21 protein-coding genes are annotated in these 19,751 nt (G+C 72.4%); 8 read left to right on the plus strand and 13 right to left on the minus strand.

The annotated features are described in order from the left end of the window. Positions 1–3: 3 nt before the first annotated feature. The gene (locus ACIPPS_RS25150; RefSeq protein ID WP_401436127.1) at positions 4–1,026 is read right to left on the minus strand and encodes a phosphotransferase family protein; all 1,023 of its coding nucleotides are present in this window, start codon (positions 1,024–1,026) and stop codon (positions 4–6) included. A gap of 145 nt (positions 1,027–1,171) precedes the next feature. On the opposite strand from ACIPPS_RS25150, the gene ACIPPS_RS25155 reads away from it, so the two are divergent. Next, positions 1,172–2,419, plus strand: coding sequence for a glucarate dehydratase family protein (locus tag ACIPPS_RS25155; RefSeq protein ID WP_401436130.1), 1,248 nt, complete (start codon positions 1,172–1,174; stop codon positions 2,417–2,419). 59 nt (positions 2,420–2,478) lie between these two features. On the opposite strand, the gene ACIPPS_RS25160 is transcribed toward ACIPPS_RS25155, so the two are convergent. The 4 genes from ACIPPS_RS25160 to ACIPPS_RS25175 all read right to left on the minus strand — a co-directional run bounded on the left by ACIPPS_RS25160 (position 2,479) and on the right by ACIPPS_RS25175 (position 5,785). Then, positions 2,479–3,933 carry a DUF4157 domain-containing protein gene (locus tag ACIPPS_RS25160; RefSeq protein ID WP_401436132.1) on the minus strand — a complete coding sequence of 485 codons (1,455 nt, stop codon included), beginning with the start codon at positions 3,931–3,933 and terminating at the stop codon, positions 2,479–2,481. Positions 3,934–4,075: 142 nt separating this feature from the next. After that, positions 4,076–4,987: an MBL fold metallo-hydrolase gene (locus ACIPPS_RS25165; protein ID WP_401436134.1), complete on the minus strand. Its 912-nt coding sequence runs from the start codon at positions 4,985–4,987 to the stop codon at positions 4,076–4,078. A gap of 94 nt (positions 4,988–5,081) precedes the next feature. After that, a complete protein-coding gene (locus tag ACIPPS_RS25170; RefSeq protein WP_401436137.1) occupies positions 5,082–5,378 on the minus strand; it encodes a hypothetical protein in 297 nt (98 codons plus the stop codon). 38 nt (positions 5,379–5,416) lie between these two features. Beyond that, on the minus strand, positions 5,417–5,785 hold the full coding sequence (locus ACIPPS_RS25175; RefSeq protein ID WP_401436139.1) for a winged helix-turn-helix transcriptional regulator: 369 nt from the start codon (positions 5,783–5,785) through the stop codon (positions 5,417–5,419). A gap of 89 nt (positions 5,786–5,874) precedes the next feature. Between ACIPPS_RS25175 and ACIPPS_RS25180 the strand changes: the two genes are divergently transcribed. Continuing rightward, on the plus strand, positions 5,875–6,504 hold the full coding sequence (locus ACIPPS_RS25180) for an NADPH-dependent F420 reductase (RefSeq protein ID WP_401436142.1): 630 nt from the start codon (positions 5,875–5,877) through the stop codon (positions 6,502–6,504). Between the two features lie 140 nt (positions 6,505–6,644). Further along, entirely contained in the window at positions 6,645–7,583 is a 939-nt protein-coding gene (locus ACIPPS_RS25185) for an NADP-dependent oxidoreductase (RefSeq protein ID WP_401436145.1), read from the plus strand. A gap of 54 nt (positions 7,584–7,637) precedes the next feature. Here the strand turns inward: ACIPPS_RS25185 and ACIPPS_RS25190 are convergent, their stop codons facing one another. From ACIPPS_RS25190 to ACIPPS_RS25210, 5 genes are all read right to left on the minus strand, one after another. Further along, complete coding sequence (locus ACIPPS_RS25190; protein WP_401436148.1) at positions 7,638–7,967, minus strand: DUF202 domain-containing protein; 330 nt, start codon at positions 7,965–7,967, stop codon at positions 7,638–7,640. Then, on the minus strand, positions 7,964–8,359 hold the full coding sequence (locus ACIPPS_RS25195) for a DUF202 domain-containing protein (RefSeq protein ID WP_315894504.1): 396 nt from the start codon (positions 8,357–8,359) through the stop codon (positions 7,964–7,966). Before ACIPPS_RS25195 ends, ACIPPS_RS25190 begins: the two co-directional genes overlap by 4 nt. Positions 8,360–8,496: 137 nt before the next feature. Further along, positions 8,497–9,009 (minus strand): NUDIX hydrolase, encoded by a 513-nt coding sequence (locus ACIPPS_RS25200; protein WP_401436152.1) that lies wholly within the window; start codon positions 9,007–9,009, stop codon positions 8,497–8,499. Positions 9,010–9,057: 48 nt separating this feature from the next. Beyond that, on the minus strand, positions 9,058–9,843 hold the full coding sequence (locus ACIPPS_RS25205; RefSeq protein ID WP_401436154.1) for a glucose 1-dehydrogenase: 786 nt from the start codon (positions 9,841–9,843) through the stop codon (positions 9,058–9,060). Then, entirely contained in the window at positions 9,840–10,475 is a 636-nt protein-coding gene (locus ACIPPS_RS25210) for a TetR/AcrR family transcriptional regulator (protein WP_401436157.1), read from the minus strand. Before ACIPPS_RS25210 ends, ACIPPS_RS25205 begins: the two co-directional genes overlap by 4 nt. Positions 10,476–10,569: 94 nt before the next feature. On the opposite strand from ACIPPS_RS25210, the gene ACIPPS_RS25215 reads away from it, so the two are divergent. Next, positions 10,570–12,225 carry an FAD-binding dehydrogenase gene (locus tag ACIPPS_RS25215; protein WP_401436160.1) on the plus strand — a complete coding sequence of 552 codons (1,656 nt, stop codon included), beginning with the start codon at positions 10,570–10,572 and terminating at the stop codon, positions 12,223–12,225. Positions 12,226–12,401: 176 nt separating this feature from the next. On the opposite strand, the gene ACIPPS_RS25220 is transcribed toward ACIPPS_RS25215, so the two are convergent. Then, positions 12,402–13,799: a gluconate:H+ symporter gene (locus ACIPPS_RS25220; protein WP_401436162.1), complete on the minus strand. Its 1,398-nt coding sequence runs from the start codon at positions 13,797–13,799 to the stop codon at positions 12,402–12,404. A gap of 82 nt (positions 13,800–13,881) precedes the next feature. Beyond that, positions 13,882–14,409: a gluconokinase gene (locus ACIPPS_RS25225; protein WP_401436165.1), complete on the minus strand. Its 528-nt coding sequence runs from the start codon at positions 14,407–14,409 to the stop codon at positions 13,882–13,884. 138 nt (positions 14,410–14,547) lie between these two features. Between ACIPPS_RS25225 and ACIPPS_RS25230 the strand changes: the two genes are divergently transcribed. The 4 genes from ACIPPS_RS25230 (at position 14,548) to ACIPPS_RS25245 (ending at position 18,760) form a co-directional block, all read left to right on the plus strand. Further along, positions 14,548–15,249 carry a FadR/GntR family transcriptional regulator gene (locus ACIPPS_RS25230; protein WP_401436168.1) on the plus strand — a complete coding sequence of 234 codons (702 nt, stop codon included), beginning with the start codon at positions 14,548–14,550 and terminating at the stop codon, positions 15,247–15,249. A 213-nt stretch (positions 15,250–15,462) separates the two neighbouring features. Then, positions 15,463–16,935 carry an amino acid permease gene (locus tag ACIPPS_RS25235; protein WP_401436170.1) on the plus strand — a complete coding sequence of 491 codons (1,473 nt, stop codon included), beginning with the start codon at positions 15,463–15,465 and terminating at the stop codon, positions 16,933–16,935. Positions 16,936–17,045: 110 nt separating this feature from the next. Further along, entirely contained in the window at positions 17,046–18,131 is a 1,086-nt protein-coding gene (locus ACIPPS_RS25240; RefSeq protein ID WP_401436173.1) for an S-(hydroxymethyl)mycothiol dehydrogenase, read from the plus strand. Beyond that, positions 18,131–18,760 (plus strand): MBL fold metallo-hydrolase, encoded by a 630-nt coding sequence (locus ACIPPS_RS25245; RefSeq protein WP_401436176.1) that lies wholly within the window; start codon positions 18,131–18,133, stop codon positions 18,758–18,760. Before ACIPPS_RS25240 ends, ACIPPS_RS25245 begins: the two co-directional genes overlap by 1 nt. Here ACIPPS_RS25245 and ACIPPS_RS25250 read toward each other — a convergent pair. Then, positions 18,744–19,670 (minus strand): RluA family pseudouridine synthase, encoded by a 927-nt coding sequence (locus tag ACIPPS_RS25250; protein ID WP_401436178.1) that lies wholly within the window; start codon positions 19,668–19,670, stop codon positions 18,744–18,746. The genes ACIPPS_RS25245 and ACIPPS_RS25250 overlap by 17 nt on opposite strands. Positions 19,671–19,751: the final 81 nt, after the last annotated feature.

Consider the following 19,751-nt stretch of genomic DNA (forward strand, 5'->3'; position numbering starts at 1 on the left):
GGATCAGCCTTCCTGGAGGGTGGTGAGGCCGTGCTCGATGAAGACGGGGACGAGGTCGCCGATGCGGTCGAAACCCGCGCCGACGGTCTGGCCGAGGGTGTACCGGTAGTGGATGCCCTCCAGGATCACGGCGAGCTTGAACCAGGCGAAGGCCGTGTACCAGGAGATGGCGGAGGTGTCGCGGCCCGAGCGGGCGGCGTACCGCTCGATCAGCTCGGCGGGGTCCGGGTGCCCGGCCGCCCCGGCGGTCGTGGAGACGGGGGAGTGCGGGAGGTCGAGCTTCGCGCTGTACATCGCGAGCAGTCCGAGGTCCGTCAGCGGGTCGCCGAGCGTGGACATCTCCCAGTCGAGGACGGCGTTGATCCGGTCGTCCGCGCCGATCAGGACGTTGTCCAGGCGGTAGTCGCCGTGTACGACGGTCGGCGCCGGAGACGCCGGCAGCGAGCGGCCGAGGGCGGCGTGCAGCTCGTCGATGCCCCCGAGCTCCCGGTTGCGGGAGGCGTCGAGCTGCTTGCCCCAGCGGCGCAGCTGCCGGTCGAGGAAGCCCTCGGGTCGCCCGAAGTCGCCCAGGCCCACGGCCTCGGGGTCCACGGCGTGCAGCTCCACGAGGGTGTCGACCAGACCGAGGACGGCCGCGCGGGTGCGCTCGGGGCCGAGCGGGGCGAGCTGTCCGGCCGAGCGGTACGGGGTGCCCTCGACGAACTCCATGACGTAGAAGGGCGCCCCGAGGACGGAGTCGTCCTCGCAGAGCAGCACGGTCCCGGGGACCGGCACCGCCGTCGTGTGCAGGGCGCTGATCACCCGGTGCTCGCGCCTCATGTCGTGCGCGGTGGCGAGGACATGGCCGAGCGGAGGCCGGCGCACCACCCAGCGGTCGGTGCCGTCGGAGACCACGTACGTCAGGTTGGAGCGGCCGCCCTCGATCAGCCGGGCGTCGAGGGGGCCGCGCACGAGCCCCGGCCGTTCCCGGTCGAGGAACCGGCGCAACTGCTCGGGGTCGAGGCCTGGCGGCTGGGCTGACGTCATCGTGCGTACCTCCGGGGACGGGGGACCGGTCGGCGTTCATGATGACCGACCAGTCGGTATGTCGTCCAGGGCGGGGTGCCGGGCGGTGCGGGAAATTCCTGTCGGCGGTCTGGCCCGGAATCGGATCCATGAATAGGGTTCACATATGAATCCCGAGCTGCTTGTCGAGGACGTCCGGCTGACCCCGATCCTGATCGCCGACCCACCGCTGCTCAACACCCAGGGCGTCCATCAGCCCTTCACCCCGCGCCTGATCGTCGAAGTGGTGACGCGGGGCGGCGTGACCGGCCTCGGGGAGACCTACGGCGACGGGAAGTATCTGGACCTCGCCCGGCCGCTGGCCGAGGCCCTGCCCGGAAGCTCGGTCACGGACGTGAACGGCCTGTTCGCGCTGGCCGCGCTCGTGTGCGGCGACTCGGGGGCCGTGGACGAGCGGGTCGACGCGGGCGGCCTGCGCGGGGTCCAGACGGCGGACAAGCTCCGCCTCTCCGTCGTCTCCGCCTTCGAGGTCGCCTGCCTGGACGCCCTCGGCAAGACGCTGGGCCTGCCCGTGCACGCGCTGCTCGGCGGCAAGGTCCGTGACTGGGTCGAGTACAGCGCGTACCTCTTCTACAAGTACGCCGGGGCCGACGACTGGGGCGCGGCCCTCGACCCGGCCGGCATCGTGGCGCAGGCCCGCCGCTTCGACCGTGCGTACGGGTTCCGGTCCTTCAAGCTCAAGGGCGGCGTCTTCCCGCCCGAGGAGGAGATCGCCGCGATCCGCGCCCTGGCCGAGGAGTTCCCCGGTCGGCCGCTCCGGCTCGACCCCAACGGCGCCTGGTCCACGGAGACCTCGCTCGCCGTGGCGCGCGAGCTGAAGGACGTCCTGGAGTACCTGGAGGACCCGGCGAGCGGCATGGAGGCGATGGCGTACGTCGCGGCCCGCACGGACGTGCCGCTGGCGACCAACATGTGCGTGACGACCTTCGAGGAGGTCCCCGAGGCCTTCGCCGAGGACGCGGTACGGATCGTCCTGTGCGACCACCACTACTGGGGCGGTCTGCACCGCACCCGTGAACTGGCCGCCCTCTGTCGCACGTACGGTGTCGGGCTCTCCATGCACTCCAACACCCACCTCGGCATCAGCCTCGCGGCCATGACCCAGGTCGCCGCGACGCTGCCCCGGCTCGACCACGCCTGTGACACCCACTACCCCTGGCAGACCGAGGACGTCGTCACCGCCCGCCCCGAGTTCCGGGGCGGGCGCCTCGCGGTCTCCGACGCCCCCGGTCTCGGCGTCGAACTGGACCGCGACCGGCTCGCGGCCCTGCACCGCCGCTGGCGGGAGGACGACGGCACCCACCGGGACCGCGACGACGCGGCGGCGATGCGGAGGCTGCGGGACGCCCTCTAGGGGGTCTTGTGGATCATGCCGGGATCCGCACGTCACCCCCTAGGGCTCTCCCGGGCGGCTCAGGGGAGGGTGAGCGGCTGGGTCTTGTCCCCGGGCGCGGGCGCCGGCCGGTCCGGGTGGACGGCGACCAGCCGGGCGTTGCCCTGCGCGTAGACGCTCTCCCGGCCGAAGAACTGGTAGCCGGACTCGAGGAGCTGAAGGATCTCGTGCCCCAGCATCGCCTGGGGCCCGCCCTCGTCGGCCGACTTGTTGCTGTCCCAGAGCGCGCCGTCGCCCAGGGCCTCGACCTGCTGCCAGAAGTTGCCCGGGTTCAGCTGCCCGCCGGTCAGCATGCCCTCGATCTGCGGACCGAGACTGGTGATGATCTTGAAGACGGCGCGCTCCTCTATGCCGCCGTCCATGAAGGCGTAGTTGACGGGGACGGACCACTTCGTGGTGTTCAGCCGCCGGCCCATTCGCGCCCCCTCCGACAGCCGGTCCCCGACCTGGGGCTTGCCCTGCTGGTACGTGGCCCACGGGCCGGTGTCGCCGGTGCGGCCGAGGATGAGCTTGCGCTTGGCGTCGAGCGCGGCGGTCCGGGTCGTCGACACCGTGTCCGAGGCGGTGGAGGTCAGGTCGGCGCGGATGGTCGTCTCCAGCGCCGCCTCCAGATCCGCCTTGCTCCGCCCCGCGGGCGGGCCCACCAGGTTCTCCAGGTACTCGATGCTGTCGCTGAGGTCGGAGTTGCTCATGAGCCACTTCATGTTGCCACGCTGGGCCTGCCAGGTGTCGTACTCGGCGATGTAGTCGTCGAGGCCGTCCGCCGCCTGGGCGACCAGCCGCAGCACCTCGTCGTCGATCTTGCCCGGGTGGTGCATGCGCTGGACGTCGCCGGTCCCGGCGGAGGCCGGCGCGGCCTGCGCGGCGGCCTCCCCGCCGGTGGCGGCGGTCGCCGGGCGGCTCATCACCCGGTGGGCGGTGGCCTCCGCCTCGCGCTCGAACCGGTCCGACGGGTCGCTGACCCGCAGCCCGTCGCCCCGGTCCGTCCCCGACACCGGCCCCTGGCGCTGCTGGAGGACGTGGGTCAGTTCGTGGGCGAGGGTGTGCTGGTCGATACCGGACGGCCCGGCCACGATGTGGCTGCCGGAGGTGTACGCCGAGGCGCCGAGCTCGGCGGCGGATGCCCGGGCGGCCGAGTCGGTGTGGATGCGGACGTCGGAGAAGTCCGCGCCGAAGCGCGCCTCCATGTCGGCGCGGCTGCCCTCGTCGAGCGGCCGGCCACTGCCCCGCAGGACGTTGTGCACGGCGGAGCGCTGCACCGTGGAGCGCGGCTCCTCCTCGTGACCGCAGCCCGCGCCGTGCTGGTGCCGGTCCTGTGCCGCGCCGCCCCGGCGCAGCATCTGGACCACGGCGGCGTTCCCGACCGACCGCTGGAGGGCGAGCAGGGCCTCGGGGGGAGCCACCGGGGCCGGGGAGGTGCGCTCCGTCGGGGCGTTCCGCCCCTTCGGAGTGCGGCTGCTCGCTCGGTCGTGCATGAAGGATCCTTCCGGCGCTGGTCGTCTGCACTCCCGGTATACCGGCAGCGGCTGACGGCCCGCCAGGTACGGCAGGGCAGACTCTCCGTCCCCCAAGGACGCCCGACGCCGCCCGAACGACCCGCCCACAGGGGCGCCGGGGCTACGCGTGGCAGGCCACCGGCTCGCCGCCGTTCATCGCCGCCATGTCTCCGAAGACCGCCACCGGGTCCAGCGGCGCGCCCTCCGGGAGCCCGTTCACCTCCGCGTACGCGCGGTGCAGGTTGGCCACCAGCCGCTCGCTCTCCCGCCAGGCCGCGAACTCCCCGAGCTCCGCCCGGCGCGCCGTCTCCAGGGGCGTCGCGCCCCGCGCGTACCCCTCGCGGGCCAGCTCGCCCACCCAGCGCAGATACCGCTCCGTCGCGTCGTACGCCGACGGGTCCGTCACCCGCCCGTGGCCCGGCACCACCGTCGGCGCGTCGAGCGAGCGCAGCAGGTCGAGCGCGCGGAGCGAACCGGCCAGCGAACCCATCGGAAGGAACGGCGTCCCGCCGTGGAAGACGAGGTCCCCGGTGAACACCACGCCCCGCTCCGGGAGATGGACGATCGAGTCGCCGGTCGTGTGCGCGATCCCGGGGTGCAGCACCCGCACCTCCAGCTCGCCCACGTACAAGGTGAGACGTTCGCTGTACGTGAGGGACGGAGGAGTCACCTCCACCGCGCCGAAGTCGGTCTGCGGCCAGAGCAGATGCAGCTGGCGCCCGGCCGCGATCTGCTCGGCCCGGCAGCTGTCGTGGCCCACGACGCGCGCCTCGGGCGCGAACACCCCGTTGCCGTACGTGTGGTCGCCGTGGTGGTGCGTGGAGACGAGGGTGCGGGGGAGCGGCAGCCCCTCCGCGAGGACCGCCGTGCGCAGCAGCCGGGCGCGCCGCTCGGTCGCGGCCGTGTCCACGAGCAGCGACTCGCGGGCGTCGCCGACGAATCCGGCGTTGTTCAGGCACCAGCCGCCGTCGGGCTGGACGAAGGCGTACACCTGCGGTGCGAGAGGGACGACGTACGGATCGGTGACGGACAAGGTTTCCCCCGGACGAGATGGACGAGAGCCCGACTGACGGCTGGCAGCCTGCCAGTTGGGCCCGTCCAGGGGGAAAGCTCGGCGATTCGTCCGATCAGTGGTCGTCCCAGTGGTTGCCGTGCGCCGCGTGACGGTGGCCGTCGTGCTCGTAGTCGACGTGGTCGCCGTGCGGGACGGCCGTGTGGCCGCAGTCAGGGCCGTGCGTGTGGTCGGGGTGGGTGTGCGGGACGTGGGAGGTGGGCTCGCACTCGTCCCAGTGCCCGGAGTGTTCGCGATGGAGATGACCGTCGTGGGCGTAGTCGACGTGGTCGTGGTGGGTCACGGCGGTGTGCCCGCACGACGGCCCGTGCGTATGCGCGTGGGTGGGGTGCTCGTGGTGGAGGAGGGTCATGTCATCGCCTCTGTGAGGGGGTGTGTGACGGCTTCAGATTAGCCCTGAATGTCGGAGTCGTCCTGATTCCATCCTTGTGCCGCGACGAACGCGTCCCCGTACTCCGCCGACCACCGCCCCAGCGCCTCGATCGGACCGAGAAGCGTGCGCCCCAGGGCCGTCAACGCGTACTCCACCCGGGGCGGCGACTCGACGTGGACGGACCGCTCCACCAGGGCGTACCCCTCCAGCCGGCGCAGGGTCTCGGTGAGCACCTTGGCGCTGATCCCGCCGATTCCGGCACGCAGCTCGCGCGGGCGCCGGGGCCCGTCGGAGAGGGCGTACAGGACGACGGCGTTCCAGGTGTGTGCGAGCAGGTCGAAACCGAGGCGGGCCCGGCAGTCGGCGAGCAGTCGGTCGTCGTCCAACTCAGCCCACGCACCGTTCGGTTACCGAGGACCCCTCTAGCGTCCTTCGCATCGCTCGCATCGCTCCAGACGACCACAGGGAGGCGCACATGCGCATCGGAATTCTCGGCACCGGCGCCATGGCGGAGGCACTCGGCGGCCAGTGGGCCCGGGCCGGCCACGAGATCCTCGTCGGCGGCAGGACGGCCGCGCGGGCCGAAGCACTCGCCGGGCGGACCGGCGCCCGCGCGGGCACCCTGCGGGAGGCGGCCCGGTTCGGCGACGCGACCCTGCTCGCACTCCCGTACGACGCCGTCCTGGACGTCATCGCGGAGGTCGGGCCGCTCCCGGCCGGCCGGGTCCTTATCGACTGCACCAACGCGATCGGGCCGGGGCTCGTCCTCACCACCGGCGAGGGCCCCGGCGCGGCGCGTCGGATCGCGGCGGCCACCGGCGCCCGCGTGGTGAAGGCGTTCAACCACGTCACGCCGGCCGTCTGGTCCCGCACCCCGCCCGTCTTCGCCGACGGACCGCTCACCGTCCCGCTCTGCGGCGACGACGCGGAGGCCCTGGCGCTCGTCGCCACCCTGGCGACCGACATGGGGTGCGCCCCGCTCGTCACCGGAGGGCTGCGCCACGCCGACCTCCTGGAGTCCGCCACCGCCTTCCTCATCGGCCTCTGGCACGCCGGGCAGGACCCACGGACCCTGCTGCCCCCGCCCGCGGCGCTGGGCGGCTGACGGAGCCGCACCCCGCCCGCGGCACTGGGCGGCTGACGGAGCCGCCCGGGCCCTCGCCGAGCCGCCCGGACCTGCCCGGACGCGCTCTCCCGGGGGTATCCGGCTTGCGGGGCGCCGGGCCCGCGGTGATCGTTCGGGGTATGAAGGCGATCAGCTACAGCCGGTACGGCGGACCCGAGGTACTGGAGTACGGCGAGCGGCCCGACCCGAAGGTCGGTCCGGACGACGTCCTCGTGAAGGTGCGGGCGGCCGCCGTGAACCCCGTCGACTGGAAGGCCCAGGCGGGTTACCTGGACGGGATGATCGAGGCGGTCTTCCCCGTGATCCCCGGCTGGGACGTCTCCGGGGTCGTCGTCCAGCCGGGTGTCTCCGTCACCGAGTTCTCCGTCGGCGACGAGGTCATGGGCTACGTCCGCGAGGACTTCCTCTCCCGGGGCACCTTCGCGGAGTACGTCGCCGCCCCCATCCGTACGCTCGCCCGCAAGCCCCGCACCATGGGCTTCGAGGACGCCGCCGCCCTCCCGCTGGCCGGGCTCACCGCCTACCAGGTGCTCCACCAGGCCCTCGCCGTCCGGGCCGGCGAGACGGTCCTGGTGCACGCGGCGGTCGGCGGGGTCGGCTCGATGGCCGTCCAGATCGCCCGCCACCTCGGCTGCCGGGTCATCGGCGCCGCGCGCGAGGAGGGCCGGGAGCGGATCGAGGAGCTGGGCGGCGAGCCCGTCGTCTACGACGAGAGCACCTTCGTCCAGCAGGTCAGGGCCCTCGCGCCCGACGGCGTGGACGCGGCCTTCGACACCATCGGCGGGACCTTCCTCAAGAAGACCGCGGACGTCCTCGCCCCCGACGGCCGCCTCGCCTCCATCGCGGACGGCGAGGTGATCGGGCTCGGCGGCCGCTACTTCTGGGTCCGCCCGGATGCCCAGGACCTCGCCGCGCTCGCCGCCCTGGTCGACGAGGGCGCCCTCTCCGTACGGGTCGCCCGGACCTTCCCCCTGGAGGAGGCGGCCGACGCCCAGCGCGCCAACCAGGAGGGCGGCCTCCAGGGCAAGGTCGTGGTCACGGTCGCCTGGCCCGACTAGGCCCTGCCCGCCTGCCCGCCTGCCCGCCTGCCCCGGGGGCCCGCCCGCGGCGGGCTACAGGACGACCGCCACCGCGAACGCGGCGAGTGCGACCGTGCACGCCGTCGACAGCAGCGCGCCCCGGCGCGAGAGCGGTCCCGGCCGGGAGGCGCCCAGGGCGTGGATCCGGCGGTGGGCCACGGCCAGGAAACCGACCCAGACCAGCGCGATCAGCGCCGCCCCCGCCACGCCCGCCGCCGTGATCTCGTCGCTGATCGCCGACTTCGCGGCGAGCACCGCCACGACCGTGCAGGCCAGCGTCGTACGGCGCCACGCGAGCCGGGTCCGCTCCGGCTGGAGCCCGGGATCCCGGGCGGGCGCCGCCGACCCGGCACCCTCCCTCACCGGCCGGCCCAGCCGAAGAGGATGACCACCACCATCGCGAGCGCCACCACGGCCACCGCGAGGCTCAGCACCGTCGGGAACCGCGACACCGGAAGGTCCTCCCCGCGCCGCATCGCCCGCTCGCACCGCACCCAGTGGTTCACCGCGCGCAGCGCGCACAGCACGCCTGCGGCGAGCAGCGCGAGGGCGAGTCCGACGCGTACGCCCCAGCGCAGGTCCGGCAGGAACTGGTCGACGGCGAACCCGCCACCGACCAGCGCGAGCGCGGTCCGGATCCAGGCGAGGAAGGTGCGCTCGTTGGCCAGCGAGAACCGGTAGTCCGGCGTCTCGCCCTCGTCCCGGATCCGCTGCGGCGCGAACCACAACCGCAGGCTCTGCACGAAGTCACTCACCCGGGCACCTTAACCGCGCCCCGCCCACCGACCGCGTCCCCGCACCTCAGCCGCCGTGCGCCCCCGTGCGCCGTGTGTTCCCGCCCCTCGGGCGCCGTGCGTTCCCGCGCCCCGCCCACCGACCGCGTCCCCGCACCTCAGCCGCCATCCCCGCGCAGCCGTTCGTAGGCGGCGAGGCCGTCCGGGACCCACGGCCACTCCCCGAGCCGCGCGACCACCTCCGCCTCCGGCAGGAAGGCGTGCCAGGCGACCTCCTCGACCTGCGGGTTCACCGGCAGCTCGCACCGCACCCGGTAGACCGCCGACCACCACTTGCCCGCGACGCCCCCGGAGTCGTAGAGGAACCGGACCACCGGCTCGGGACGCGGCAGGCCAAAGACGCCGAGCTCCTCCTCGGCCTCGCGCAGCGCCGCGTCGTCGTACGACTCGCCCGCGCCGACGACTCCGCCGACGAACATGTCGTACATCGACGGGTAGACCAGCTTCCCGGGCGTGCGCCGGTGCACGAAGATCCGGTCCTCGGCGTCCCGGACCTGGATGAAGGTGCAGCGGTGGATCAGGCCCCGCGCGTACACCTCGCCGCGCGGGGCCTGTCCGATCACCTCGTCGTGCTCGTCGACGACGTCGAGTACCTCATCTGCGGGGTTCATGCCCCCATCCCATCACCGACTCATCGACTCACCGACTCATCGACGGGCTCACTGCCCCATGACGTACTTCACCGTCGGACCGGTCGTCCAGCCGCCGTCGACGGCCAGCTCCGCGCCCGTGACGTACGAGGCCGCCTCCGACAGCAGGAAGACCACCGCGCCCGCGATCTCGTGCGCCTCGCCGACCCGCCCCATCGGCGTGTTGGGGTACTTGCCCTCGCCCTTCTCGATGCCGACGCCGACGGTCATCGGCGTGTACGTCATGCCCGGGTGGACCGAGTTGACGCGTATCCGCGCCGTGCCCAGCTCCACCGCGCCGATCTTCGTCAGACCGCGCACGCCCCACTTCGAGGCGCCGTAACCGGCGGTCAGCGCGAGGCCCATCAGGCCGGCGGCCGAGGAGATGTTGACGATCGAACCGCCGCCCGCCCGCTTCATCGCCGGGACGGCGGCCTTCATGCCGATGAAGACGCCCGTCAGGTTGATGTCGAGCACCCTGCGGAAGTTCTCGACCGACTCGGTCTCCAGGAAGGCCCCGGCCGATATACCGGCGTTGTTGACCAGGCCGTGCAGCCCGCCGAACTCGTCGACCGCGTACGCGACGGCCGCGGCCCACGCCTCCTCGGACGTCACGTCGTGGTGGAGGAAGCGCGCCCGCTCGCCCAGTTCGGCCGCGGTCGCCCTGCCCTCGTCGTCGAGCACGTCGGTGATCACGACGTTCGCGCCGGCGGCGACCGCCTGCCGCGCGGCCTCGGCGCCCAGGCCGCGGGCGCCTCCGGTGATCAGGACGGTCCTGCCGGTCAGGTCGTGCTGCGGGTCGGTGTTCTCGGTCATGAGAGGTCCTTTCGGGTCGAGGGCGGCGGAGCCTGGAGCAGGGCCGTCGTGGTCTGGACGAGGTCGGCGAGGAAGAGCTCCTCGTCCGTGAGCGGGACGGTGCCGTCGAGGTACTGCCGGGCCCGGTCGGCCAGGGCGGCGCCGACGACGGTCAGCGCCAGGTCGAGCCGCTCCAGCCGCAGTGGCTCGGGCAGGCCGGTCAGGCAGGCCTCGATCCGCTCGATCAGCCGCCAGTAGACGGTGCCGTCGAGCGTCGGATGCGGCGTGCGGGTGCGCACCCCGCTCTCGTGGCTGAGCTGGGCGGAGATCCGCAGACAGCGGCGCCCACGCTCGGTGCGCAGCTCGCTCGCCTCGGCGTCGACCAGGGCCCGCAGCAGCGCGTGCGGTGTGTCGGCCGCCTCGGCCAGGAGCGGTTCGAGGACCTGTTCCGTACGCCTCTGGCGGCCGGCCATCACCGCGTCCAGGAGCCCCGCGCGTGAGCCGAAGTGGTACTGCACGGCCGACGGGTTGCTCTGGCCCGCGAGGGCCACGACATCCCGCAACTGAGCGCCGTCGACGCCCTGCGCCGCGAAGATCTCCTCCGCCGCGCGGATCAGTTTCTCCCGGGTCTCGGGCCCTGATGTCCTCGCCATGGGCTCATGTTAATGCTCGACATTAGAAAACGGGAGGGCCGTGCACGGGTCCGGACTGTTGACTCGATACATCGGTGTATCCAAGATTCGGACCATGTCGTACGACGCTGATGTGATCGTGGTCGGAGCGGGCCTCGCCGGCCTGGTGGCCACCGCCGAACTCGTGGACGCCGGGCGGAGCGTCATCCTGCTCGACCAGGAGCCCGAACAGTCCCTGGGTGGCCAGGCCCACTGGTCCTTCGGCGGGCTCTTCCTCGTCGACTCGCCCGAGCAGCGCCGACTGCGGATCAAGGACAGCCACGAGCTGGCCCTCCAGGACTGGCTCGGCACGGCGGGCTTCGACCGCGCCGAGGACCACTGGCCCAGGAAGTGGGCGGAGGCGTACGTCGACTTCGCGGCGGGCGAGAAGCGGTCCTGGCTGCACGCGCGCGGGGTGCGGTTCTTCCCCGTGGTGGGCTGGGCCGAGCGCGGCGGGTACGGCGCGACCGGGCACGGCAACTCGGTGCCCCGCTTCCACATCACCTGGGGCACAGGTCCCGGCCTCGTCGCCCCCTTCGAGCGCCGGGTCCGCGAGGGCGTGGCGCGCGGCCTCGTCCGGTTCCGCTTCCGGCACCGGGTGACCGCCCTCGGATCCACGGCCGGAGCCGTCGACACCGTCAGCGGCGAGATCCTGGAGCCGTCCACCGCCGAGCGCGGCGCCGCGAGCAGCCGGGAGACCACCGGCACCTTCGCCCTGCGCGCCCAGGCGGTGATCGTCACCTCGGGCGGCATCGGCGGCAACCACGACCTCGTACGGAAGCAGTGGCCCGACCGGCTCGGCACCCCGCCCGCGAAGCTGCTCTCCGGCGTCCCCGCCCATGTCGACGGACTGATGCTCGGCATCACCGAGGAGGCCGGTGCGCACCACATCAACCGCGACCGGATGTGGCACTACACCGAGGGCATCGAGAACTGGAACCCGATCTGGGCGAAGCACGGCATCCGCATCCTGCCCGGCCCGTCCTCGCTCTGGCTGGACGCCCGCGGCCGCCGGCTGCCCGTCCCGCTCTTCCCGGGCTTCGACACCCTCGGCACGCTCGAACACATCATGCGGACCGGGCACGACCACACGTGGTTCGTCCTGGACCGGCGCATCATCGGCAAGGAGTTCGCCCTCTCGGGCTCCGAGCAGAACCCGGACCTCACCGGCAAGTCCGTCCGGGACGTCATCGGCCGGGCCCGCGCGGACGTGCCGGGACCGGTGCGGGCGTTCATGGACCACGGCGTCGACTTCGTCGTGGAGGACGACCTGACCGCCCTCGTCCGGGGCATGAACGCCCTCACCGACGAGCCCTTGATCGACGAGGCGGAGCTGCGCCGCGAGATCACGGCCCGGGACCGCGAGATCGCCAACCCCTTCACCAAGGACGCCCAGGTCACCGCAGTCCGGGGCGCGCGCAGGTACCTGGGCGACAAGCTGATCCGTACCGCGCCCCCGCACCGGATCCTGGACCCCAAGGCCGGTCCGCTGATCGCCGTACGCCTGAACATCCTCACCCGCAAGTCGCTGGGCGGCCTGGAGACCGACCTGTCGTCGCGGGTGCTCAAGGCGGGCGGCGAGGTACTGGAGGGGGTGTACGCGGCGGGCGAGGCGGCCGGCTTCGGCGGCGGAGGCGTCCACGGCTACCGCTCCCTGGAGGGCACCTTCCTCGGCGGCTGCGTCTTCTCGGGCCGGGCGGCGGGCCGGGCGGCCGCGCGCGCCGTGGGCTAGGGGGTGGCGCGCGGTCGCGGACGACGGCGCGCGGTGGGGTGGCGCGCGGTCGCGCGCCGTGGGCTGGCCCCGCCGCGCCTTGTCGCGGGCGGCGGCAGCGCGTGAACGCCGACGGGCCGGGCCCGGAACGCCCAGGAGGCATCCGGACCCGGCCCACGCCGAGCGGAGCGCGGCGGCTACAACACCAGCGACAGCAGCAGCACGAAGACGATGCCGACGACCGAGATGATCGTCTCCATCACCGACCAGGTCTTGATGGTCTGGCCGACGCTCATGCCGAAGTACTCCTTCACCAGCCAGAACCCGGCGTCGTTCACATGGCTGAAGAAGAGCGAACCGGCACCGATCGCGAGGACGAGCAGCGCCGTCTCGCTCGTGCTCATGCCCGCGGCCAGCGGGGCCACCAGACCGGCCGCCGAGATGGTCGCGACCGTCGCCGAGCCGGTCGCCAGACGGATCGCCACCGCGATCAGCCAGGCGAGGAGCAGCGCGGGGATCGACCAGTTCTTGGAGAAGTCCAGGATCATCTGGCCCACGCCGACGTCGATCAGGGTCTGCTTGAAGCCGCCGCCCGCACCGACGATCAGCAGGACGCCCGCGATCGGGGCGAGGGACTTCTCGACGGTGGTGGAGAGCCGCTGCTTGGTGAAACCGGCCGCCCGGCCCAGCGTGAAGAGGCCCACGAGCACCGCCGCCAGCAGCGCGATGAGCGGCGAGCCGATGACGTCGGTGACCTTCTGCAGGCCGTTGTCGGGGTTGTCGACGACGATGTCGACCAGCGCCTTGACCAGCATCAGGACGACGGGCAGCAGGACGGTCGCGACGGTGGCGCCGAAGCCGGGGCGCTTCTCCAGGTCCTCCGAGGGACGCGCGGGGATCATGTTGTCGGGGGCCGGGATGTCGACCCAGCGGGCCGCGTACCGGGAGAACAGCGGACCGGCGATGATCACGGTCGGGATGGCGACCAGCACACCGAGGGCGAGGGTGACGCCGAGGTTGGCGCCGAGCGCGTCGATGGCGACCAGCGGGCCGGGGTGCGGCGGGATCAGCCCGTGCATGACGGACAGACCGGCCAGGGCGGGGATGCCGATCCGCATCAGCGAGTAGTTGCCGCGCTTGGCGACCAGCAGGACCACCGGGATCAGCAGCACGATGCCGACCTCGAAGAAGAGCGGCAGACCGATGACGGAGGCGATCAGCACCATCGCCCAGGGCATGGACCGTCCGCTCGCCTTGGCGAGGATCGTGTCGACGATCTGGTCCGCACCGCCGGAGTCGGCGAGCAGCTTGCCCAGGATCGCGCCGAGCGCGATCAGCACGCCCACACCCGCGACGGTCTTGCCCAGACCCGAGGTGAAGGAGTCGATGGTCGCCCCGAGCGGCGCGCCGGCGAAGGCGCCGAGGGCGAGCGAGCCGATGGTCAGGGCGAGGAAGGCGTGCAGCTTGAAGGTGGTGATGAGCAGCACGATGACGGCGATGCCCGCGAGCACGGCTATGCCCAGCTGGGCGTTGCCGGCCGAGGTGATCGGCTCGACGGCGTCCGCTGCCAGCATCTCGACACTGAGACTGGTCACGGTGGTTCCTTAGGGACGGGGTGGGAGCAGGAGAGGGTACGGGCGGAGCGCGGCGTACGGGAGAACCGGAGGTACCGGGCGGTCAGCGGGCGGTGAGCCGGCCCAGCGCGGCGACCGCCCGTGCGGCGATCTCCTCGGGCGAGCCGGAGACGTCGACGGCGACACCGGCCTCGTCCTCGCCGAGCTGCTCCAGGGTGGCGAACTGCGAATCGAGCAGGGCCGTCGGCATGAAGTGCCCCGTGCGCTCGCCCATCCGCCGCTCGATCAGCTCGCGGTCGCCGGTCAGATGCAGGAAGACCACGTCCGGGGCGGCCGCCCGCAGCCGGTCCCGGTAGATCCGCTTGAGCGCCGAGCTGCTCACCACCCCGCCGAGTCCTTCCCGGCCGTGCGCCCAGCGCCCGATCGCGTCGAGCCAGGGGCCGCGGTCGGTGTCGTCCAGCGGGACGCCGGCCGACATCTTGGCGACGTTCGCCGCCGGGTGGAAGTCGTCGCCCTCGGCATAGGGGACGCCGAGCGCGTCCGCGACCAGCGGTCCGATGGTCGTCTTGCCGGTACCGGCGACGCCCATCACGACGACGACCCGGGGAGCCGTCGGGGAGGTGGTGCTCATGGAGTGGTGCCTCGCTGTCTTCTTCGACATCGATCCGTCGCGCTCATGAAACCCATTGGGTACGACGTATTCAAGAGCCTGTGACATTAAAGTCATACTTTTTGTTGCCGATCTTGGTCGCCCCGTAGGCTGACCCCCATGACGACACCGGCCCAGGGGCTTCATTCGCACGTCCTCGCCACCCTGGGTCTCGCGATCACCGCGGGGGAGTACCCGCCCGGCAGCGTGCTGCGCACCGACGAGCTCGCCCAGCGCTTCGACGTCTCCCGCACCGTGGTCCGCGAGGTCGTCCGCGTCCTGGAATCCATGCACCTCGTCGAGTCCCGCCGCCGCGTCGGCGTGATCGTCCTGCCGACCGCGCAGTGGAACGTCTACGACCCCCAGGTCATCCGCTGGCGCCTGGCCGGCGCCGACCGCCCCCGCCAGCTGCGTTCGCTCACCGTGCTCCGCTCGGCGATCGAACCCGTCGCCGCCGGACTCGCCGCCGCCCACGCCACCCCCGAGCAGTGCCGCGAGCTGACCGAGCAGGCGCTCGGCATGGTCGCCACCTCGCGCGGCCGGCAGCTGGAGGCGTACCTCGTCCACGACATCGCCTTCCACCGGGTGGTCCTCAACGCCTCCGGCAACGAGATGTTCGCCCGCCTCGGCGACGTGGTCGCCGAGGTCCTCACCGGCCGCACCCACCACCAGGTGATGTTCGAGGACCCCGACCCGGCCGCCGTCACCCTGCACGTCCAGGTCGCCGAGGCGGTCCGGGAGCGCGACGCGGTCCGCGCCGAGGAGCTGACCCGCCAGATCGCGGTCGGCGCCCTCAAGGAGCTGGACGTCCTCGCCCCGTAATCCCATGTTCCCGGGGGCTTCGACCCCGCCTTCCCGAGGCTTCATGGTCGCGCAACCTCAGAACTAGCTCAAATATGGGCGAGCAGTGACATTGGCCACTGCTGAAATCGCGCCGTGCCGTGACGATGTGCGCTGGCCGTGAGCCGTGGACGACCTCCACGCGCGCGGCCGGGTACCGCACAGACCCTCCCCCTCACGAAGGCGAACAACTCCATGAGTGACCGCACCCCCTCTGCGGCCGACACGCTGTCCGCCTCGCCGCCTCCGGCGACGGCCACCGGAGCGTCCCCCCACGTCGACGCCGGTGACGCCGGGTACCGCAAGGACCTCAAGTCCCGGCACATCAACATGATCGCCATCGGCGGCGCGATCGGCACCGGCCTCTTCCTCGGCGCCGGCGGCCGCATGGCCAACGCCGGACCGTCGCTCTTCATCGCCTACGCCGTCTGCGGCGTCTTCGCCTTCTTCGTGGTGCGGGCCCTCGGCGAGCTGGTCCTCTACCGCCCCTCCTCGGGCGCCTTCGTCTCCTACGCCCGTGAGTTCATGGGCGAGAAGGGCGCCTACACGGCCGGCTGGCTCTACTTCCTCAACTGGTCGACCACCGCCATCGCCGACATCACCGCGGCCGCGACCTACGCCCATTTCTGGGCCATGTTCAGCGACGTCCCGCAGTGGATCCTCGCCCTGATCGCCCTCGCGGTCGTCCTCGCCGCCAACCTCATCTCGGTGAAGTACTTCGGCGAGATGGAGTTCTGGTTCGCGATCGTCAAGGTCGGTGCCCTCGTCGCCTTCATGCTCATCGGCATCTTCCTGGTCGTGACCTCGCACGACATCGGCGGCCACACCCCGGGCCTGTCCACCATCACGGACAACGGCGGCATCTTCCCGAGCGGCGTCATGCCGATGCTGCTGCTGATCCAGGGCGTCGTCTTCGCGTACGCCTCCGTCGAGCTGTGCGGCGTCGCCGCCGGTGAGACCGAGAACCCCGAGAAGATCATGCCCCGCGCGATCAACTCGATCATGTGGCGCGTGGGCCTCTTCTACGTCGGCTCGGTCGTCCTGCTCGCGCTGCTCCTGCCGTACACCGCGTACACCGGCGACCAGAGCCCCTTCGTCACGGTCTTCGACAAGCTGGGCATCCCCGGCGCCGCCGGCGTGATGAACCTGGTCGTCCTGACGGCCGCGCTCTCCAGCCTCAACTCCGGCCTGTACTCCACCGGGCGCATCCTGCGCTCCATGTCGCTCGCAGGCTCCGCGCCCAAGTTCACCGGCGTCATGAACAAGGGCGGCGTCCCCTACGGCGGCATCCTGCTGACCGCCGCCTTCGGTGTCCTCGGCGTCGGCCTGAACTACGTCATGCCCGGCGAGGCCTTCGAGCTCGTCCTGAACTTCGCCTCGGTCGGCATCATCGGCACCTGGGCCATGATCATGGTCTGCTCGCTGCTCTTCGTGAAGCGCTCCAAGGAAGGCCGGGTCACCCGCCCCGGTTACCAGCTGCCCTGGGCTCCGTACACCCAGATCGTCACGCTGGTCTTCCTCGGCTCCGTCCTCGTCCTGATGTGGATGGACGGCGGCATCAGCCGCACCACCGTGAACTGCCTCCCGCTGATCGGGCTCCTGCTCGTCGGCGGCTGGTTCCTGGTCCGGGGACGGGTCCGCGCGACCGCGGCCTCGCGCCAGGACTGACACACCCCCCACGGGAACCGGGACCCCCGCAGGCGGCGGCCTGCGGGGGTCTCGCCGTACGTCAGGAGATAGTGGTACCCAAGAGCCTTACCGAGGAAGGGAAGTGCCCGATGCCGCAGCAGGTCCGAGGGGTCATCGCCCCCGGCAGGAACGAGCCCGTACGGGTCGAGACGATCGTCGTCCCCGACCCGGGACCGGGCGAGGCGGTCGTGAGGATCCAGGCGTGCGGCGTCTGCCACACCGACCTCCACTACAAGCAGGGCGGCATCAACGACGACTTCCCCTTCCTCCTCGGCCACGAGGCGGCGGGCATCGTCGAGACGGTCGGCGCCGGCGTGACCGACGTGGCCCCCGGCGACTTCGTGATCCTCAACTGGCGTGCCGTGTGCGGCGCCTGCCGCGCCTGTCTGCGCGGCCGCCCCCAGTACTGCTTCGACACCCACAACGCGCGCCAGAAGATGACCCTGCTGGACGGCACCGAGCTCTCCCCGGCCCTCGGGATCGGCGCCTTCGCCGAGAAGACCCTGGTCGCCGCCGGCCAGTGCACCAAGGTCGACCCGGCCGTCGCCCCCGAGGTCGCGGGCCTCCTCGGCTGCGGAGTGATGGCCGGCATCGGCGCCGCGATCAACACCGGGAACGTCGGCAGGGGCGACACCGTCGCCGTGATCGGCTGCGGAGGCGTCGGCGACGCCGCCGTCGTCGGCTCCCGCCTCGCGGGCGCGGCGAAGATCATCGCCGTGGACATCGACGACCGCAAGCTGGAGACCGCGCGGGCGATGGGCGCGACCCACACCGTCAACTCCCGTACGACCGACCCCGTCGAGGCGATCCGCGAACTCACCGGAGGCTTCGGCGCCGACGTGGTCGTCGAGGCCGTCGGCCACCCGGAGACGTACAAGCAGGCCTTCTACGCCCGCGACCTCGCCGGAACCGTGGTCCTCGTCGGCGTCCCGACCCCCGAGATGACGCTCGAACTCCCCCTCCTGGACGTCTTCGGCCGCGGCGGCGCGCTCAAGTCCTCCTGGTACGGCGACTGCCTGCCCTCCCGCGACTTCCCGATGCTCATCGACCTGCACCAGCAGGGCCGCATCGACCTCGCCGCCTTCGTCACCGAGACCATCGGCCTCGGCGACGTCGAGAAGGCCTTCGCCCGCATGCACGAGGGCGACGTCCTGCGCTCGGTGGTGGTCCTCTGATGGCCCCCCGCATCGACCACCTGGTCACCTCCGGCACCTTCAGCCTCGACGGCGGCACCTGGGACGTCGACAACAACGTCTGGATCGTGGGCGACGAGACGGAGGCGATCGTCATCGACGCCGCCCACGACGCCTCCGCCATCCTCGCCGCGCTCGACGGCCGTACGCTGCGCGCGATCGTCTGCACCCACGCCCACGACGACCACATCGACGCCGCCCCTGCCCTCGCCGCGGCCACCGGCGCCCGGATCCTGCTGCACCCCGACGACCTGCCGCTGTGGAAGCAGACCCACCCGGACCACACCCCCGACGGCGCCCTCGCCGACGGCCAGGTCCTGACCATCGGGGGGACGGACCTCACCGTCCTGCACACCCCCGGTCACGCCCCCGGAGCGGTCTGCCTGCACGCCCCCGGCCTGGGCACGGTCTTCACCGGCGACACCCTCTTCCAGGGCGGCCCGGGCGCGACGGGCCGCTCCTTCTCCGACTTCCCCACCATCGTCGACTCGATCCGCGACCGACTGCTCACCCTCCCGCCGGAGACGGTCGTCCGCACCGGCCACGGCGACACCACCACCATCGGCGCCGAGGCCCCGCACCTCCAGGAGTGGATCAGCCGAGGCCACTGAGGAGCAGCCCGCTCTCGAACCGCATCGGGGCCCCCGTGAACGGGTCGGTGAACTCCAGCACGCGCGCCAGCAGCTGCAGCGGTCGCGTGAAGTCCTCCGGCCCGTCCTCCCGGACCACGGGATAGACCGGATCGTGCAGGATCGGCAGCCCCAGGCTGTTCATGTGCACGCGGAGCTGGTGCGTACGCCCGGTCGCCGGCCGCAGCCGGTACCGCCCGAGCCCGCCCCGCCGCTCCACCAGCTCGATCCGGCTCTCGCTGTTCGGCTCGCCCGGCACCTCCCGGGCGGCGATCACCCCGCGCTCCTTCTCGATCCGGCTCCGCGCGGTCACCGGCAGCGCGACGGCCGGGTCGTACGCCGCCACGGCCTCGTACTCCTTGCCGACCAGCCGGTCCCGGAAGAGCGTCTGGTACGCGCCCCGGTCCCCGGGCCGCACCACGAACAGCACGAGCCCGGCCGTCAGCCGGTCGAGCCGGTGCGCGGGCTGCAGTTCCGGCACCCCGAGCTCCCGCCGCAGCCTGGCGAGCGCCGTCTCGGTCACATGCCGCCCGCGCGGCATCGTCGCCAGGAAGTGCGGCTTGTCGACGACGACGATCCGCTCGTCCCGGTGGACGATCCCGATCTCGAACGGGACCCGCTCCTCGACCGGGAAGTCCCGGTGGAACCAGAGGTACGTCCCGGTGCTGTACGGCTCGTCCTCCCGCACGGGCCCGTCCACCCCCACGAACCGCCCGTCCCGCACCATCTCCCGCACCCGAGCGTCCCCCACGGCCTCGCCGTACCGAGCCCGCAGGTACTCCCCGACGGTCGCCCACCCCTCGCCGGAGTCCTCGGGCAACCGCACCCGCACGGGGTCGATCCCCTCCCGCTGCGCGAGCGGCGCCACGGGGCCCTTCGTTCTGCGTCTCACCCGTCCCACCGCCGTCGCGCCGTCCCTGCCCGAGATCCGTAAGGCCAGCATCCGTAGAGCAAGCATCCGTAAAGCAAGAAG

The organism is Streptomyces sp. NPDC090127 (genome assembly GCF_044746945.1).
Classification (GTDB): domain Bacteria; phylum Actinomycetota; class Actinomycetes; order Streptomycetales; family Streptomycetaceae; genus Streptomyces.

Coding starts and splice junctions, on each gene's coding strand:
- ACIPPS_RS25150 (WP_401436127.1), bottom strand. CDS start 1,026: ATGACGTCAGCCCAGCCGCCAGGCCTCGACCCCGAGCAGTTGCGCCGG.
- ACIPPS_RS25155 (WP_401436130.1), top strand. CDS start 1,172: ATGAATCCCGAGCTGCTTGTCGAGGACGTCCGGCTGACCCCGATCCTG.
- ACIPPS_RS25160 (WP_401436132.1), bottom strand. CDS start 3,933: ATGCACGACCGAGCGAGCAGCCGCACTCCGAAGGGGCGGAACGCCCCG.
- ACIPPS_RS25170 (WP_401436137.1), bottom strand. CDS start 5,378: ATGACCCTCCTCCACCACGAGCACCCCACCCACGCGCATACGCACGGG.
- ACIPPS_RS25180 (WP_401436142.1), top strand. CDS start 5,875: ATGCGCATCGGAATTCTCGGCACCGGCGCCATGGCGGAGGCACTCGGC.
- ACIPPS_RS25185 (WP_401436145.1), top strand. CDS start 6,645: ATGAAGGCGATCAGCTACAGCCGGTACGGCGGACCCGAGGTACTGGAG.
- ACIPPS_RS25200 (WP_401436152.1), bottom strand. CDS start 9,009: ATGAACCCCGCAGATGAGGTACTCGACGTCGTCGACGAGCACGACGAG.
- ACIPPS_RS25205 (WP_401436154.1), bottom strand. CDS start 9,843: ATGACCGAGAACACCGACCCGCAGCACGACCTGACCGGCAGGACCGTC.
- ACIPPS_RS25210 (WP_401436157.1), bottom strand. CDS start 10,475: ATGGCGAGGACATCAGGGCCCGAGACCCGGGAGAAACTGATCCGCGCG.
- ACIPPS_RS25215 (WP_401436160.1), top strand. CDS start 10,570: ATGTCGTACGACGCTGATGTGATCGTGGTCGGAGCGGGCCTCGCCGGC.
- ACIPPS_RS25225 (WP_401436165.1), bottom strand. CDS start 14,409: ATGAGCACCACCTCCCCGACGGCTCCCCGGGTCGTCGTCGTGATGGGC.
- ACIPPS_RS25230 (WP_401436168.1), top strand. CDS start 14,548: ATGACGACACCGGCCCAGGGGCTTCATTCGCACGTCCTCGCCACCCTG.
- ACIPPS_RS25235 (WP_401436170.1), top strand. CDS start 15,463: ATGAGTGACCGCACCCCCTCTGCGGCCGACACGCTGTCCGCCTCGCCG.
- ACIPPS_RS25240 (WP_401436173.1), top strand. CDS start 17,046: ATGCCGCAGCAGGTCCGAGGGGTCATCGCCCCCGGCAGGAACGAGCCC.
- ACIPPS_RS25245 (WP_401436176.1), top strand. CDS start 18,131: ATGGCCCCCCGCATCGACCACCTGGTCACCTCCGGCACCTTCAGCCTC.